Source organism: Dolomitihabitans soli (assembly GCF_022213955.1).
In the GTDB taxonomy this organism is placed as follows: Bacteria; Actinomycetota; Actinomycetes; order Streptosporangiales; family Streptosporangiaceae; genus Streptosporangium_A; species Streptosporangium_A soli.
Window position 1 is genome coordinate 85,233 of record NZ_JAKNTW010000011.1, and the last position, 15,572, is coordinate 100,804.

A 15,572-nucleotide genomic window follows, 5' to 3' on the forward strand; every position below is an offset into this window, starting at 1 on the left:
TTACGACCTAGTCCGGGCGGGGGGCCGGGTTGTCGGTCACCGAGCGGAGCAGGGGACGGCTGAGCGCGCCCGCGCCGATCACCCCGCAGAAGCCCAGGACGACGCACACCAGGAGGGTCGTCATCCCGCTGCCGTTCAGGGCTCCGGGGGCCAGCGCCGCGCCGGAGGACATGCCGATCAGGATGGCGCCGCCGCCGAGTACGGCGAGCGGGACGAGGGTCTCGGCGCGGCGGGCCCGGTCGAGCACGGACAGGGGCGTCCCGGCCAGCCTCAGCAGTGCGTAGGTCTGGCGGCGGTCGAGGATGGACGAGGCCGCCGTGATGCCCGCGCTGGCGATGGCGACCAGGAAGGAGACGGTGAGCACGACGATCGTGCCGGTGCGCACGTCGGCGAGCATCACCTCGCCCTGGTGCTGATCGTCGGCCGGCGAGGTGGCGCTGTGGCCGGGCGCCAGGCCGGCGAGCGCGGTGCGGGCACGGTCGACGGTCGCCGTCTCCTCGGTCGCGAGCACGACGGTGACCAGCCGGTGGTCGCCCTTGCCCGACGTCTCGACCCGCCCCGCGAGGCCCGCGGACCGCAGTCGTTCCCCGGCTTTGTCGGCGGTCTCCGCGACCCGGGCCGCGGGCACCTCGATCTGCAGCCGCCCGGCGGACTCGTCGCCCAGCAGGCCGCTCGCCGGGGTGAGCAGCCCGATGAACCCGGCCACGAACCCGGTGAGCACCACCCCGCTCACGGTCCGCCACGCCGAGCGCGGATCATCCATCAGCCGCCGCCCCGCCAGCAGCCGCGCGGGCCCCCGCGCCGAGCGGGCGGTGATCCTGCCGATCACGCCGACCACCCAGGGTCCCAGCACCGCGATCGACAGGAACGGCAAGGCGACCGCCAGGACGAGCGCGGCCACCGAGGCCGTCCCCGAGGCGACGGCGGGGGCGGCCGCGACGAGCGCCACCGTCACCACCACCCGGACGAACCGCATCCCCGGCGGCGTCTCCCGCTTGGCCACCCCGAGCGGGCTGACCACCACCCTGCGCAACCCGACCACCGCCGACAACCCGACCAGCAGAGGTACGGCGAGCAGCACGCCGATCACGTACTGCGGGCCGGGCAGGAGGTCCCAGGCGAACCAGGTGCCGCCCGCGATCGGGATGCCGGCCAGCAGCGGCACGGCCACGCCGTACACGACCGTGCCCAGCAGCGCCCCCAGCACGGCGACGAACATGGCCTCGGCGGCCGTCATGCCTACCACCTGGCCGGGCGTCGCGCCCACCAGACGCAGCGCGGCCAGCCGCCGGTCGCGCCTGGCGACGGTCAGCCTGGCCGAGGCGCCGCCGAACACCAGCAGCGGGACGATCATCAGCACGGTCGCGATCAGGGCGAGGATCGAATAGCCGACGGCCATGTCGGAGGGCTCGCCGCCGAAGCCCGCGATCCTGGTCGGACCGGTGGACAGCAGTGACTCAGCGGACTGAAGCCAGGTCATCGCCGGGTCTCCGGGGGCCCGGCCGACCACCGCGACCAGTTCCCCGGGATGGATCAGCCCCTCGTCCCCGATGACCAGCCCCGCAAGGACCGGGAACCGGCGGCCGAGCCGGTCGGCGGGAAGCCGTTCGATGAGCGCGGCCAGGGCAGGTGACGTCCACACCTCGCCGGGCGCGGGAAACCGGCTGAGCCCGGGAGGCGGAGCCAGCCCCTGCTTGAGCGCGGCGAGTTCGACCACGGTGATCGAACGGTCCGCCACGAAGCCGTGCCGTACGGCCTGCACCGCCACCGCGTCCGAGGCCCGAACCGGGTTGCGCCACGCCTCGCGGTCGCTCCGCGCGTCGAAAGCGAGGTTGATCCCGGCCGCGAACAGCAGCAACGCCGTGCACACGGCCACCGCGACCAGGGTGAGCCCCGCGCCGAGCAGCTCGCGGCGGCCCCCGCCGCGCAGCAGCCGCCAGCTCAGCTCAAGCGTCCTCATCGGGCCACCGCCGCCGCCGGGAGGATTCGCCCGTCACGGACCTCCACCGTGCTGTCGCACCAGCGGGCCACCTGCGGGTCGTGGGTGACCACGACCAGCGAGGCTCCGTTGCGCCTGGTCGCCTCCACCAGGATGCGCATCGTGTCGTGGCCGGTGCTCTGGTCGAGCGCGCCGGTCGGCTCGTCGGCGAAGACCACCGCGGGGCCGGTGACCAGGGCCCGGGCGATGGCGACCCGCTGCGCCTGCCCGCCGGACAGCTCACCGGGACGCCGGTGCTCCATGCCGCCGAGGCCGAGCGGCCCGAACCACTCCCTGGCCTGCGTCACGGCCTTGGCCCTGGGCACCCCGCCGAGCATCAGCGGCAGCGCGACGTTCTCCTCGGCGGCCAACTCCGGAAGAAGCTGACCGAACTGGAAGACGAACCCGAAACGGGTGCGCCGCAGCGCGCTGCGTTCCCGTTCGCGCATGGTGTCCACCCGCCGTCCGAGCAGGGTCACCTCGCCCTCGTCCGGTTTCGTGATCCCCGCCAGGCAATGCAGCAAAGTGGATTTGCCAGACCCGCTGGGACCCATGATCGCGATCGTCTCGCCCTGCCGTACGGCCAGCTCGACACCGGCCAGCGCCACGGCCGGTCCGAACCGCTTGACCAGTCCCCGGCCGTGCAGAACCATTCCCTCACTCATGGGGACGAGCCTCCCGGCCGGCGGCCCACCGGCGGATCGGCCGACTGTCCAGTTCCGATCGGCCGAATGGCCGAGCCCGGCGGCTGGCACAATCGAGCGGGTGACTACTCGGGTGCTGATCGCCGACGATCAGGAACTGGTGCGGACGGGTTTCCGGATGATCCTGGACGCCCAGCCCGACATCGACGTGGTGGCGGCGGTGGCCGACGGGGCGCAGGCGGTGGAGCAGGCGCGGCGGCTGCGGCCGGACGTGTGCCTGCTCGACATCCGGATGCCCAGGCTCGACGGGCTGGAGGTCACCAGGATCCTCTCCGGGCCCGGGGTGCCCGATCCGCTGCGCGTGGTGATCGTGACCACCTTCGACCTCGACGAGTACGTCTACGGCGCGCTGCGGTCGGGGGCCTGCGGGTTCCTGCTCAAGGACAGCGGTCCCACGCTGCTGATCGAGGCGGTCAGGGCGGCCGCCGTGGGCGACGCCCTGGTCTCGCCATCGGTCACCGTCCGGCTCCTTGAGCACCTGGCGCAACCGAGACGGTTCGGCGACCGGTCGCCCGGCGTCCCGCTCACCGAGCGGGAGCTCGACGTGGCCAGGCTGGTGGCCAGAGGGCGGACCAATCTGGAGGTGGCCGGCGAGCTGTTCGTCTCTCTTTCCACGGTGAAGACGCACCTCGGCAGCATCCAGGCGAAGCTCGGCGCGCGGAACCGGGTGGAGGTCGCGGCCTGGGCTTGGGAGTCGGGTGTCGTGAGCTGATTAGCGGAAGGGCTGAAGGGATAGAAGTAGGGACAAGGTCCTTCAGCGCATGCCGGGGGGAGAGAACCATGCGCCTTGCCCCGCCACCACCGCGGAGGTCCGCCTCTGCCGTCTACGCGACACTCCTTGCCCAGCTCACCGCCATGACCGCCTTGGTGATCTTCGAGGCGGTCCGAGGAAGCCGGCTCGCCGTCGAGATCACCGCCCTGGGCGGCGACCCCGACTCTCCCCGCGCGCAGGCCGTCGTCGGAGCCGTGACGGTCTTCGCCATCCTCGTGCTGCTCACGATCACCACCACCTGCGCGGCCGCCGCCACCTACCTCACCTGGCTGGTGCGGGCCATCCAGGCCAACGACCCGTTCGCGCGCCCGGCGGGCGGCGTGGTCGCCGGCTGGTTCGTGCCCGTGGTCAACCTCGTCGCCCCGCCGCTCCTGGTCGACCGGGCCTGGCGGGACGCCGATCCACCCGCCGACCAGCGCCGCCGCTGGCTCGCGCTGTTGTCGGCCTGGTGGCTGTGCACGCTGGCGGCGCCGGTGCTGATCGCGCTGCGGGTGCCGGCGAGCGCGGAGTCCGCCCTCACCGGCCTCGGCCCGGCCGACCTGTCGATCGTGGCGCTGGCCGCCCTGCTCTGCGCGGCGACGGTCAGGGAGGTCACCCGCATCCAGGTGGTCAGCACCCGCCCGCACCGCGCGACCGAGCACGCCGCGCGACGCCGTGGGGCCCTGCCGTCACCGGCCTCCCCTATGGTCGCCATCAGGGCCAGGGCCGCCGGAGACTAGCCGGGAGCGCTCCTGTTCTCAGGACCCGGCGGCCGCCTCCTGGAGCGGGAAGTGACACGCGGCCGCGTGCGGCGACTCGTCGCCTGCCTGCTCCAGCGGCGGCACCTCCTGGGCGCAGACGTCGCGAGCCTGCCAGCAGCGGGTCCGGAACCGGCACCCCGACGGCGGGTCGAGCGGGGAGGGCACCTCGCCCTTGAGCAGGATCCGCTCGCGCCGCACTCCCGCGGTGACGTCGAGCACCGGCGCCGCGGACATCAGCGCGGCGGTGTAGGGATGACGCGGATGATCGAACACCTGCTTCGTCGGCCCCGTCTCGACGATCTTGCCGAGGTACATGACCGCGACGCGGTCGGCGAGGTGGCGGACGACGGACAGGTCATGGGAGATGAACACGTACGACACGCCCAGCCTGGCCTGCAGGTCGGTGAGGAGGTTGAGCACCTGCGCCTGGACCGACAGGTCGAGCGCCGACACGGGCTCGTCGCACACGATGACGTCCGGTTCGAGGGCCAGCGCACGGGCGATCCCCAGCCGCTGACGCTGGCCGCCGGAGAACTCCTGCGGGAAACGACGGCCGTCTCTCCCGCGCAGCCCCACCATCTCAAGGAGTTCGGCCACCCGCTTGCCGCGCTCCTTCGCCGGCACCATGTCACGGTGCGTCCGCCACGGCTCGGCGACGATGTCCTCGGCGCACAGCCGGGCGTTCAGTGACGCGAACGGATCCTGGAACACCATCTGGACCCGGCGACGCCACCGGAGCAGTTCCTTGCCGCGCAGCGCGAACGGGTCCCTGCCCTCGAACCTGACCTGGCCCTGGTCCGGGCGCTCCAGCATGAGCAGGACCCGGGCGAGGGTCGACTTGCCGCAGCCGGACTCCCCGACCAGGCCCAGCGTCTCGCCGTGCCCGAGCCGCAGGTCGACTCCGTCGAGCGCGCGCAGGCGGTTGCGGCCGGAGGGGCCGCGGGCCACGTGGAACGTCTTGGTCAGCCCTGTCACGTCCAGCAGGGGAACGGCCGTCTCCTCGGCGAGCGGCGGCGCGGCAGGCTCAGTCATGGCTCAGCTCCCTCCAGTGGTGGCACGCGGACAGGCGTTTCGGCCCGGCCTCGACGAGGACCGGGCGCTGCTCCGCACACACGTCCCGGGCGATCGGGCAACGCGCGCGGAAGGCGCAGCCCGAGGGCACCGAGTGCAGGTCGGGCGGACTGCCTGGGATGGACTTCAGGATGGTGCCGCGCGCCACGTCGGCCGGCACCGAGTCGATCAGCCCGCGGGTGTACGGGTGGTGCGGCCGGGAGAACACGTCCGCCACCCGGCCGGTCTCGACGATGGCGCCCGCGTACATGACGGCCACGTGGTCGGCCTGCTCGGCCACGACCGCGAGGTCGTGGGTGATCAGGATCAGCGCCGTCTGCTGCTCGGTGCGCAGCTCGCGCAGCAGTTCCATGATCTGGGCCTGCACGGTGACGTCGAGGGCGGTGGTGGGTTCGTCGGCGAGCAGCACCTTGGGCTGGAGCGCCACCGCCAGCGCGATGAGCAGCCGCTGGCGCATGCCGCCGGAGAACTGGTGCGGATAGGCGCGGACGCGGGCGGCCGGCTCGGGGATACCGACCCGTTCCATCAGCTCGACGGCCCGTTTCCGCGCGGCGCGGCGGGACAGGCGCTGGTGGATCCGGAACGGCTCGGCGAGCTGGGCGCCGACCGTCTGGACGGGGTTCAGCGCGGTGAGCGCGTCCTGGAACACGATGGACAGGCCGGGCCCGGCCAGCCGCCGGCGCTGCGCCGGTGACAGGGTGAGGAGGTCGGTCCCGTCCAGCCGTACGGCGCCGCCCGCCACGTGGGCCACCGGGTCGAGGAGGCCGACGACGGCCTGCGCCGTCATGCTCTTGCCACAGCCCGACTCGCCCAGGAGCGCAAGCGTCTCACCGGAGCGGACGGAGAAGCTGACCTCGCGTACGGCGCGGACCGTCCCCGCGGGGGTCCGGATGTCGACCGCCAGCCGATCCACCTCCAGCACCGGACGGCCGGGCTCCGTGTCGTTTCGCTCGCTCACGGCCGTACCTCCTTGACCAGGGCCTTGTTCGCGCGGCGGGAGCGGGGCAGGGTGAGCCGCCACCGCTGGCCGGGGTCCATGGCCAGACGTGCCCAGGACGCGAGGACGGTCGCCGAGACGGTGGTCACCACGATGGCGAGCCCCGGGAAGACGGCGATCCACCAGGCGCTCTGCAGCACCTGCCGGCCCTGGGCGACCATCAGGCCCCAGCTCATGTCGGGCGGCTGGATGCCGATGCCCAGGAAGCTCAGCGACGATTCGGTCAGCATCACGAAACAGAAGTCCAGGGACGCGACGGTGAACAGGGTGGGCAGCACGGTCGGCGCCACGTGCCTGCCGATGATCGCCCAGCTTCTGGTGCCGAACGTCCGCGCCGCGTCGACGAACAGCCGGCTCTGCAGCTCGGCCGACTCCGCCCGCGCGGCCCGCAGGTAGATCGGGATTCTGGCGATCGCCAGGACCAGGATGATGTTCGCGGCGCTGGGCGAGAAGACGTACAGCACGACCACGGCCAGCAGCAGCGCGGGGAAGCTGAGGATGACGTCGGCGACGCGCATCGAGATGTTCTCCCGCCACCCCCGGTGGAAGCCCGCCCACATGCCCCAGATCGACCCGACGACGAGGGAGATCACCACCGCCGGGAGCGCGACGGAGAGCGTCGTACGGCTCGCCACGACGAGCCTGGCGAGCACGCTGCGCCCGAGCGAGTCGCTGCCGAGCAGGAACGCCCAGCCGTCGTCGAGGCTGAACGGCGGCCGGTTGACCGCGCGCAGGTTCTGCCGGGTGGCCAGATCGCCGAACAGCATCGGCCCCACCAGGGCGGCGGCGCCCACGAACAGCAGGATCACCACCGCCAGGCAGGCGAAGCGGTCCCGCAGCAGCAGCCGCCACCAGGTGGCCCGCCGAATGGCGGGCCCCGGGTCGGGAGCGTCGGCCGGGCTGTCCAGCCCGGCCCGAGTCGTGGACATGGGGTCTCCGTTGGTCACGTCGTCACGCCCTGGCGGACCCGGGAGTCCAGGAGCGCGTAACAGGCGTCGATGACGATGTTGAGCGCGAAGATGGTGATCGCCGTCACCAGGACCGCGGCCTGCAGCACCGCGAAGTCGCGCTGCAGAATCGAGGTGATCATCAGCTTGCCGATGCCCGGCCAGCCGAAGATGGTCTCGACGACCACGGCCCCGTTGACCAGTCCGACCGTGAGGTCGCCGGCCACCGTCAGCGCCGGTGGCGCGGCGTTGCGCAGGGCGTGGCCGAAGACCACGCGCACCTCTCCCGCGCCCTTGCTCCGGGCGACCTTGATGTACGGCGCGGACAGCGCCGTGACCATCGCCCCGCGCACCACCTGCACGAGCACGCCGAACGGCCGGATCAGCAACGTGAGCACCGGCAGCACCCACGCCGCCGCGCCCTCCGTGCCCGAGGTGGGCAGCCAGCCGAGGGCCACGGCGAAGACCAGGACGCCCATGATGGCGAACCAGAAGTCCGGCATGCTCGCCGCGGTCGTCGAGGTGAAGCTGGCCACCCGGTCCGCCACGGAGTTCGGGCGGTAGGCCGCCCAGCTTCCGACGACGACCGCACCGAGGATCGCCAGGATCATCGTGGCCCCCGCCAGCTGCAGCGTCGCCGGGAAGGCCCGCAGCACGGCGTCGGCGGCGGGCTCGGCGGTCCGCAGCGACTCGCCGAAGTCCAGCCGGAACACCTGGGTCAGGTAATCACCGAACTGGACGAACAACGGCTGGTCGAACCCGTGCCGGGCGGCGAACTCCGCCCGCATCTCCGGAGTGGCGCTGAGGGGCAGGTAGAGATTCCCCGGATCGCCGGTGAGGCGTGCCAGACAGAACACTCCGAGGATCACGACGACCAGCGGGAGCGCACTGGACGCGATGCGACGCCGCAGGAAGGTCAGCACTCGTGCTCCCCTCAGCCGGCCGGGTGCAGGTCGGCGAGACGCATCTCGTCATTCGTGGCGGCGTTGGGCTTGTAGGTGACCTTCTTCGACAGGCCGAGGATGCCCGTCATGTGGGCGATGACCGCGTCCCGCACCACGTCCTTGTTCTGGTACTCCAGGGCCTTGGCGAACGCCGTCTGGCGCTCCTCGCCCGAGGCCTGCTCGGCGTCGCCGATCAGGTCGTCCAGTTCGGCGGTGCCGTAGCTGCTCTGCGCGCCCTTGCTGCCGTAGATCTGGCCCATCGTGAAGGCCGCGTCGCCCGCCTGGTTGCCGTGCTGGGCCTGCAGCAGGGTGGGGCCGAGGTTCTTGGGGAACGGGGCCAGCAGGTACTCCAGCCAGGCGTTCACGTCGAGCATCTCGATCTTCACCGAGAGCCCGGCCTCGATCAGCGAGTTCTGCACGACCTCCATCGCCTCGGCGGCCTTGGGGTAGATCCCGTTCCGTCCGATGATCTTGATGGTGGTGTCCGTGGGGACGCCGTCGGCCTTGGCCTCCGCGATCAGCTTCTTGGCCTGCGCCATGTCGTACGGCCAGGGCTGGATGGCGGAGCTGTGCCCGGTCACGCCTTCGGGCACGAGCTGGCCCGCCGGCTTGCCGAGCCCGGCGAAGACCGAGGCGACGAGCCCGTCCCTGTCGATGGCGCTGTTGATCGCCTGGCGCACGCGGATGTCGTCGAGCGGCGGCTTGGTGGCGTCGATGCGCAGGTAGGAGGTCTCGTTGTTGGGGAACTGCACGGCGGCGTCGCCGACGCCGTCCTCGGCGGCGAGGCCGACGGCGACGTCCGCCTCGTCACTCTTGATCATGGCCGCGCGGATGCTGCCCTCGGCGCGCCAGACGTACTCCGCCGCGGCGAAGTCCGGCGCCTTGCCCCAGTACCCGGCGAACCGGTCCAGGCGCAGGCTGCGGCCGGTGTCCCACTTCGCGATCTTGTACGGGCCGGTGCCGACGGGCTCGCGGACCTTGCCCGTGGTGCTGGTGGTGGTCGGCACGATCTCGACGAAGGACAGCCGCAGCGGGAGGATCGGGTCCGGCTTGGCCGTCTTCACCTTGAGCGTCGAGGCGTCCACGACCGTCGCCGTGAGCTCGATGCCGCCGAAGACGTAGCCGTCGACATTGCAGTCGATCTTGGAGCCGACGGTGCGGTCGATGGAGAACGCGGCCGCCTTGGCGTCGAACGCGGTGTCGTCGTGGAACTTCACGCCCTCGCGCAGGGTGAAGGTCCATTCGGTCGGCGAGTCCTGGTTCCACTTGGTCGCCAGCGCGGGCTGGAGCTGACCGGTGCCCGGGTCCCGCTCGGTGAGCGCCTCGGTGATGTTGGCCCTGGTGACGCGCCCGGTCGCGGTGAGGGAGGCGTCGCACGGCTCCAGCGTCGGAGGCTCCTCGGGCAGCACGACGCGGACGGTGTTCGCCGCGCCGGACGAGGCTTCGGGGCCGCTGTTCGCGACCGAGCAGGCGCCGGCCGACAGCATGGCGGCGAGTGCCAGGAGGGCGGTGGCCACCCGGCGGCGGGGGGTGGCGGACGCTCGTGGTGTAGTGATCATGGTTCCTCCGAAACAGCCTGTCTCTGGACAGGCCGCGGGCTATGCGACAGGCGTCGCGTTGATGGCGGCGAGGCCGCGGTCGATGATGCGGGCGAGCTGCTCGCGGTGTTCCGGGGTGACCTCCGCCAGCGGCGGCCGGACGGGCCCGGCGGAGCGGCCGCGGATGTCCAGGCCGGCCTTGACGAGGGAGACCGCGTAGCCGGGGGTCGTCTGGCGCAGCTCGGCGAACGGGGCGTAGAACTCGCGCAGCAGAAGTTCCTGAGTCGCGCTGTCACCGTTCTCGAACGCCTGGAAGAACGCGACGGCGACCTCCGGAAGGAAGGCCAGCGCCGCCGACGAGTAGGCGCGGGCACCGAGACCGGCGTAGGAGCGGGCGAAGACCTCGGCGGTGGGCATGCCGTTCAGCAGGGGGAGCCGTCCGGCGGTGGCGGTGCCGATGAGCTGGAGCAGCTCCATGTCGCCGTGCCCGTCCTTCAGCGCGACGATGTTGGGCACCTCGGCGAGCTCGGCCACCGCCGCCGGGGAGAAGATCGCGGTGCCGCGCTGGTAGAGGATCACGTCCAGATCCGTGGCGGCGGCCACCTCCCGGTAGTGGGACACGAGCCCGGCCGGCGGGCCGACCTGCAGGTACGGCGGAAGCGCCAGCAGGCCGTCCGCTCCGGCGGCCTGGGCGGCACGGGCGAACTCCGCGGCCGTCCGCGTGCCGCCGCCGACCCCGGCGAGCACAGGGGCCGCTCCGGCGACGTGCTCGGCGGCGGCGGCGACCACCGTCCGGTGCTCGGTGGCCGTCAGCGACGCCAGCTCCCCGGTCCCGCACGCGACGAAGAGCGCGCTGGGCTTCGCGGCGAGCACGTCGGTGAGGTGGGCCCGGAAACGGGGCAGGTCCACGTCCCCCGCCGCCGTGAAGGGCGTGACCGGGAAGGCAAGCAGACCGGACAGCGAACTGGCGACTCGCTCAGCGGTGGGGGGCATCAACAGTAAACCTCTTGTCTACATATGGAGACAGTATCTATACTTGTAGCCGAGACATTAAATTGGTGTTTCCACAAACGTCAAGAGGTGGTCGATGACGCGTCCCGTCATCCCGGACCCGTCAGCTCAAACCGCCGATGCCGGCGGAGGCGTCCGCAGCGTGAAATCGGCCGAGCGGACCATCGCGGTGCTCGAATACCTCAGCTCCATCGAGAAGCCGTGCTCGCTGCGCGAGGTGGCCACCACCCTGGGCCTCCCCCGGGCCAGTGGTTACGCACTGCTCACCACGCTGGTGAACACGGGCTGGGTCGAGACCGACGGCCTCGGCCGTTATCGGATCGGCATCCGCGCGCTCCGCGCCGGGGCATCGTACGTCGAGCGGGACGACGTGGTCCAGCGGGCACAGCCGGTGATGAACGAGCTGAACGACACGCTCGGCGAGACCGTGCATCTGGCGCGCCTCGACGGCGCGGAGGTCGTCTACCTGGCCACCAACATCTCCCGGCACTCCCTCGCCGTCGTCTCCCGGCCCGGCCGGCGCCTGCCGTCCTGGGCGACCGGGCTCGGCAAGGCGATCCTCGCCGGGCGCCCCTGGGAGGAGGTCGACGAGCTTCTGCCGGAGACCCTGGAGCCGCGCACCGTCAACACCATCACCGACCGGGCGGCGTTACGCGCCGAACTTCAGGAGATCCGGCACCGGGGCCACTCCGTCGACGAACAGGAGTCGACCCTCGGCCTGCGTTGCTTCGCCGTCGCCCTCACCTTCGGACCCGTCCCCAACGAGGCCCTCAGCTGCTCCATCCCCATCGTCCGCCTCGACCCCGACCGTGAAGAGGTGATCGTGGCCGCCCTGCTCCAGGCCCGGGCGCGCATCGTCCGCTGACCGAATCCCGGCCGCGAGCCCGGTCCGCGCAGAGGGGACCGGGGCCGCCGGAGGTCAGGCGCTGCGCCGCGTCGGTCCCGGGCCCGAACTGCCCGGACTGGCGTGCCACAGCCGCCGTGGCGGGGTGCGCACCCCCGGCGCGGGCCCGATGTCGGCGTACGGCGAGAGCCTGAACCCGTTGGCGTACTCGATGCGCCGCCCCCCGACCCCCGTGACCCGGGCGGGCGCCGCGTCCAGCAGGGCCCGTACGGCGGGCAGGCCCTCCGCCCGCCACACCGCGTCGAGGTCGACGAGGTTCCAGCAGTCGACGGCGCGAAGCGACACCGCCCTGGCCCCCGTGCGCCGGACCACTCCGCGGGCGACCATCAGCCACGAGCCGAAGACCGTCGCGGCGCAGTGTCCCTGCACCGACTCGAAGAACGTCAGGTCGACCGGGCCCGTGGAGTCGTCGAGAGTGGTGAAGATGACCCGCTGACCCGACTTGACGGCCGGGGTCTGCGTGGCCACCTTCACCCCGGCCACCAGGATCTCCGCGCCGTTGCGCTGGGCGAGCAGTTCCGTGGAGCGCACGACGCCGATCGCGTCGAGCAGCTCGTCGTGGAAGCTCACCACGTGCCGGCTGACGTCCATGTCGAGGATCGCCAGCTCCGCCTCCACCATCTCGGTCTCGGTCATCTCCGGCAGCTCCCCGGGCACGATGTGCTCGGTGAACCCGAGCGGCAGCTGCACCGACTCGCCCCTGACCCCTGAGGACGAGGCCCGTTCCAGCACCCCGACCTGGGCGACGAGGTCGCGCCTGGTCAGCTCGCCGGGCCGCCAGCGGGGACCGCCCGGGCTCAGGCCGTGCAGCGCGTCGAGCCCGCCGACCTGCACGATCCGCTCCGCGATCGGCCGCGAGGGCCGCGCACGATCCCAGAAGTCGGCCAACGAGGTGTACGGCCGGCCGGTGACCATGCGGTCGACCTCGGCCTCGCTGACGCCTCTGACGGCGGAGAAGGGCACCCGCAGGGCGTATCCCCGCCCGAGTTCCGCGAGTTCCGCGAGCTCCGCGAGCCGCGGGTCCGCCTGCCGTACGAGATCCGCCGGGCGGACCCTGAGCCGCGCGGGCCCGCCGGTCTCCCGGCCCTCGGAGAGGTCGGCGGGAAGGTCCGCGGGAAGGTCGGCGGGGAGGTCGGCGGAGGGGTCCGCGGGGGGGTCTCCAGGGAGGTCCGGGGCCTGGGTCAGGTCCTCGGTTCTGGGGCCGATCCGTTCCACGAGCCACTGCCGGCCCGAGCGGTTGACGTCGAGGGGCAGGACGGACACGCCGCACTGACGGGCCTCGTCGAGGATCACCCGCTGGGGGTACATGCCGGGCTCGTGGGTGAGCACTCCGGCGAAGAAGGCGGCCGTGTGGTGCCGTTTCAGCCAGGCCGACTGGTAGGTGGGCAGCGCGAACGCCGCGGCGTGCGCCTTGCAGAAGCCGAAGGCGCCGAACGCGTCGAGCACCTGCCAGGCCCGCTCCACCGTCTCCCTGTCGTACTCCGCCCGCACGTGGACCTCCCACCAGACGCGGACCCTGGCCCGCCCCTCCGGGGTGTCGAGCGTCCGGCGGATCTGCTCCGCCTTGGACAGGCCGCACCCGGTCATCACATCGACGATCCTCAGGATCTGCTCGTGGAAGATGACCACGCCGTTGGTCTCGGCGAGCGCCGGGCGCATGTCGTCGTGCGGGTAGGTCACCGGCCGCCAGCCGTGCCTGCTCTCCAGGAAGGGGGTGATCATGTCGGAGTTGACCGGCCCGGGCCGGAACAGCGAGATGTCCACGATCAGGTCGTGCATCGTGCGCGGCTCCAGCTTGGCCACGAGCTCCCGCTGGCCGGGCGACTCGATCTGGAAGCACCCGAGGGTCCGGCCCGTGCAGATCATGTCGTAGGTCGCCCGGTCGTCGTGCGGGACGGCGTCGAGCCGTACGGCGAGCCCGTCGACCCGCTCGATCTCACCGAGCGTGTACGCCATGGACGACTGCATCCGCACCCCCAGGACGTCGAGCTTGAGCAGCCCCGCCTCCTCCACGTCGTCCTTGTCGAACTGCGACATGGGGAACTCCAGCAGGCTGCGCTCGACGGGGGTGCGGTCGCGGAGTCCGGCGTTGCCGATCAGCACGCCGCAGGGGTGCAGGGCGATGTGCCTGGGCAGCCCGTCGAGCTTCTCGGCGAGCCTGAACACGGTCTCCAGCGCCCGGTCGTTCAGCCCGCTCTCGCGCAGCTCCGGCAGGTCGGACAGGGCGGCCCGGATCTGCTTCGCCCTGATGTGCGGGAACGCCTTGGCGATCACGTCGATCTCGTGCGGCGGCAGACCCATGGCCGCGCCCACGTCGCGGATCGCGCTGCGCGCCCGGTAGGTCTCCATCATCGACACGCACGCGACCCGGCTCTCGCCGTACCGCTCGTAGATCGCGCGGTAGCAGTCGAGGCGGCGGGCGGACTCCACGTCCATGTCGATGTCGGGCAGCCCGACCCGGCCCTCGGACAGGAACCGCTCCATGAGCAGGCCGTGGTCGAGCGGGTTCACCTCGCCGATCCTGATCAGATAGTTGACCAGGCTGCCCGCGCCCGAGCCGCGGATCGAGCAGCGCACGCCCATCCCGCGGATCATGTCGGTGATCCCCGCCACCGCGACGAAGTAGCCGGACAGCTGCTTCTTCTCGATGACGGCCAGTTCGGCGGCGAGCCGCTCCCTGGCGTGGGTGGATCGTTCCAGGCCGCGCCGCGACAGGCCGTCGGCGCAGCGGTCGCGCAGCATCGGCACCGGGTCCCCGCCGATCTCGGGCAGGTGCAGCCGGGGTGGGTCGTTCCGCAGGGCGAGCAGTTCCAGGGGATCGAGGGCGCACCGCTCCGCGAGGTCTCTGGTGGCCGACAGCAGGCGGCCGGCCCGCCGCGCGTCGCCGCCGCAGACCCGCGCGGCGACGCCGGCCATCTCCTTGTGGCTCTTGAGGTAGGCGTGCGAGGCCGAGCGCTCCAGGTGGCGGGGGTGCAGCGGGACCAGTTTGCGCGCCGCGTCGAGCACGTCGCCGACCTGGTAGTCGAACGGGTCGAGGTAGCGCACCGCGTTGGTCAGCACCGCGGGCACGCCGGCCGTCTCGGCCAGGGCGAGCATCCGGGACGCGGTGATCGCCTCGCGGTAGCCGTACTGGTCGACGAGTTCGACCGCGAGGTGCGGGACCGTGGCGCGCCACGCCAGCAGCAGGCTCCTGGCCTGGTCGTCGCGGCGTTCGGCGGCGGCGAGCCCGACGTCGGAATCGGGGCCGAGCAGCACCACGAGCCCGTCCGCGTGCCGCCCGACCAGTTCCCTGGTCACCAGCGGCTCGCCCCGGTCGCCGGCTTGGTGTGCGGCGGTGACCAGGCGGCACAGCGCGGCCCAGCCGTCCGCCCTGGCGAGCACGGTGATCCGGCGGGCGGCGGAGTCGCAGGCCAGGTTCACCCCGATGACCGGGGAGATCCCGGCCTCCAGACACGCCTGGGCGTGCTTGACCGCGCCGTAGAGGCCGTCGCGGTCGGTCAGCCCGAGGATGTCCATCCCGTGCTCGGCGGCCCGCTGGACCAGGGCCCGGGGGAAGGCCGTGCCGTAGCGCAGCGAGTAGGCGGAGGAGACGTGCAGGTGAGCGAACATCAGTCCCACGCCCTCATGAGCAGCCAGCCGCCGCCGGCGGTGTCGAACCGCAGCTCATAGGTGCCGACCTGTTTGTCGGGGCTCGCCTCTAGGCGCCAGAACCTGCGCTCGCCGGGGTCGTTCTCCGAGGTCTTCCACCATTCGCGGGCGACGACCCAGTGGTCGAGCACTTGGCGTACGACGTAGAGGCGATCCCGCCACACGAACTGCGCGGGGTCACCGTCTCTGGTCCAGACCTCGATCGGGTCACCGTAAAGTCTGCTCAAGGCGCTTCTTCTCCCTGTGGCTCAGGCTTCTCTCTCGTGAGCCACCCGGGGGAAGGCGGGTGCTGCTACCTCGAACATATGTTCTTACGGC

At 72.1% G+C, this 15,572-nt stretch carries 13 protein-coding genes; 3 read left to right on the forward strand and 10 right to left on the reverse strand.

Annotation, left to right across the window (positions count from 1 at the left end):
* Positions 1-7: 7 nt before the first annotated feature.
* Both MBA17_RS24000 and MBA17_RS24005 read right to left on the reverse strand, forming a co-directional pair.
* On the reverse strand, positions 8-1,960 hold the full coding sequence (locus MBA17_RS24000) for an FtsX-like permease family protein (RefSeq protein ID WP_238498809.1): 1,953 nt from the start codon (positions 1,958-1,960) through the stop codon (positions 8-10).
* Positions 1,957-2,643 carry an ABC transporter ATP-binding protein gene (locus MBA17_RS24005; protein ID WP_238498810.1) on the reverse strand — a complete coding sequence of 229 codons (687 nt, stop codon included), beginning with the start codon at positions 2,641-2,643 and terminating at the stop codon, positions 1,957-1,959. Before MBA17_RS24005 ends, MBA17_RS24000 begins: the two co-directional genes overlap by 4 nt.
* A 100-nt stretch (positions 2,644-2,743) precedes the next feature.
* On the opposite strand from MBA17_RS24005, the gene MBA17_RS24010 reads away from it, so the two are divergent.
* Together MBA17_RS24010 and MBA17_RS24015 are read left to right on the forward strand one after the other, a co-directional pair.
* Positions 2,744-3,394 (forward strand): response regulator, encoded by a 651-nt coding sequence (locus MBA17_RS24010; RefSeq protein WP_238498811.1) that lies wholly within the window; start codon positions 2,744-2,746, stop codon positions 3,392-3,394.
* A 68-nt stretch (positions 3,395-3,462) separates the two neighbouring features.
* Positions 3,463-4,173, forward strand: coding sequence for a DUF4328 domain-containing protein (locus MBA17_RS24015; protein ID WP_238498812.1), 711 nt, complete (start codon positions 3,463-3,465; stop codon positions 4,171-4,173).
* An 18-nt stretch (positions 4,174-4,191) separates the two neighbouring features.
* On the opposite strand, the gene MBA17_RS24020 is transcribed toward MBA17_RS24015, so the two are convergent.
* Genes MBA17_RS24020 through MBA17_RS24045 form a run of 6 tightly spaced genes read right to left on the reverse strand, consistent with a single transcriptional unit; the run spans position 4,192 to position 10,684 of the window.
* Positions 4,192-5,226, reverse strand: a complete 1,035-nt coding sequence (locus tag MBA17_RS24020; protein ID WP_238498813.1) for an ABC transporter ATP-binding protein — start codon at positions 5,224-5,226, stop codon at positions 4,192-4,194.
* Complete coding sequence (locus tag MBA17_RS24025; RefSeq protein WP_238498814.1) at positions 5,219-6,223, reverse strand: ABC transporter ATP-binding protein; 1,005 nt, start codon at positions 6,221-6,223, stop codon at positions 5,219-5,221. The genes MBA17_RS24020 and MBA17_RS24025 overlap by 8 nt, the downstream gene beginning before the upstream one ends.
* Positions 6,220-7,191, reverse strand: a complete 972-nt coding sequence (locus tag MBA17_RS24030; RefSeq protein ID WP_238498815.1) for an ABC transporter permease — start codon at positions 7,189-7,191, stop codon at positions 6,220-6,222. The genes MBA17_RS24025 and MBA17_RS24030 overlap by 4 nt, the downstream gene beginning before the upstream one ends.
* A 14-nt stretch (positions 7,192-7,205) precedes the next feature.
* A complete protein-coding gene (locus MBA17_RS24035; RefSeq protein ID WP_238498816.1) occupies positions 7,206-8,132 on the reverse strand; it encodes an ABC transporter permease in 927 nt (308 codons plus the stop codon).
* An 11-nt stretch (positions 8,133-8,143) separates the two neighbouring features.
* On the reverse strand, positions 8,144-9,712 hold the full coding sequence (locus tag MBA17_RS24040) for an ABC transporter substrate-binding protein (protein ID WP_238498817.1): 1,569 nt from the start codon (positions 9,710-9,712) through the stop codon (positions 8,144-8,146).
* Positions 9,713-9,751: 39 nt separating this feature from the next.
* Positions 9,752-10,684, reverse strand: coding sequence for a 5-dehydro-4-deoxyglucarate dehydratase (locus MBA17_RS24045; RefSeq protein ID WP_238498818.1), 933 nt, complete (start codon positions 10,682-10,684; stop codon positions 9,752-9,754).
* A 94-nt stretch (positions 10,685-10,778) separates the two neighbouring features.
* On the opposite strand from MBA17_RS24045, the gene MBA17_RS24050 reads away from it, so the two are divergent.
* Positions 10,779-11,567, forward strand: coding sequence for an IclR family transcriptional regulator (locus MBA17_RS24050; RefSeq protein WP_238498819.1), 789 nt, complete (start codon positions 10,779-10,781; stop codon positions 11,565-11,567).
* A gap of 54 nt (positions 11,568-11,621) precedes the next feature.
* Here MBA17_RS24050 and MBA17_RS24055 read toward each other — a convergent pair whose 3' ends face one another.
* Positions 11,622-15,215, reverse strand: a complete 3,594-nt coding sequence (locus MBA17_RS24055; protein WP_238498820.1) for a DNA polymerase III subunit alpha — start codon at positions 15,213-15,215, stop codon at positions 11,622-11,624.
* Positions 15,215-15,481, reverse strand: coding sequence for a DUF6504 family protein (locus tag MBA17_RS24060; RefSeq protein ID WP_238498821.1), 267 nt, complete (start codon positions 15,479-15,481; stop codon positions 15,215-15,217). The genes MBA17_RS24055 and MBA17_RS24060 overlap by 1 nt, the downstream gene beginning before the upstream one ends.
* Positions 15,482-15,572 lie beyond the last annotated feature (91 nt).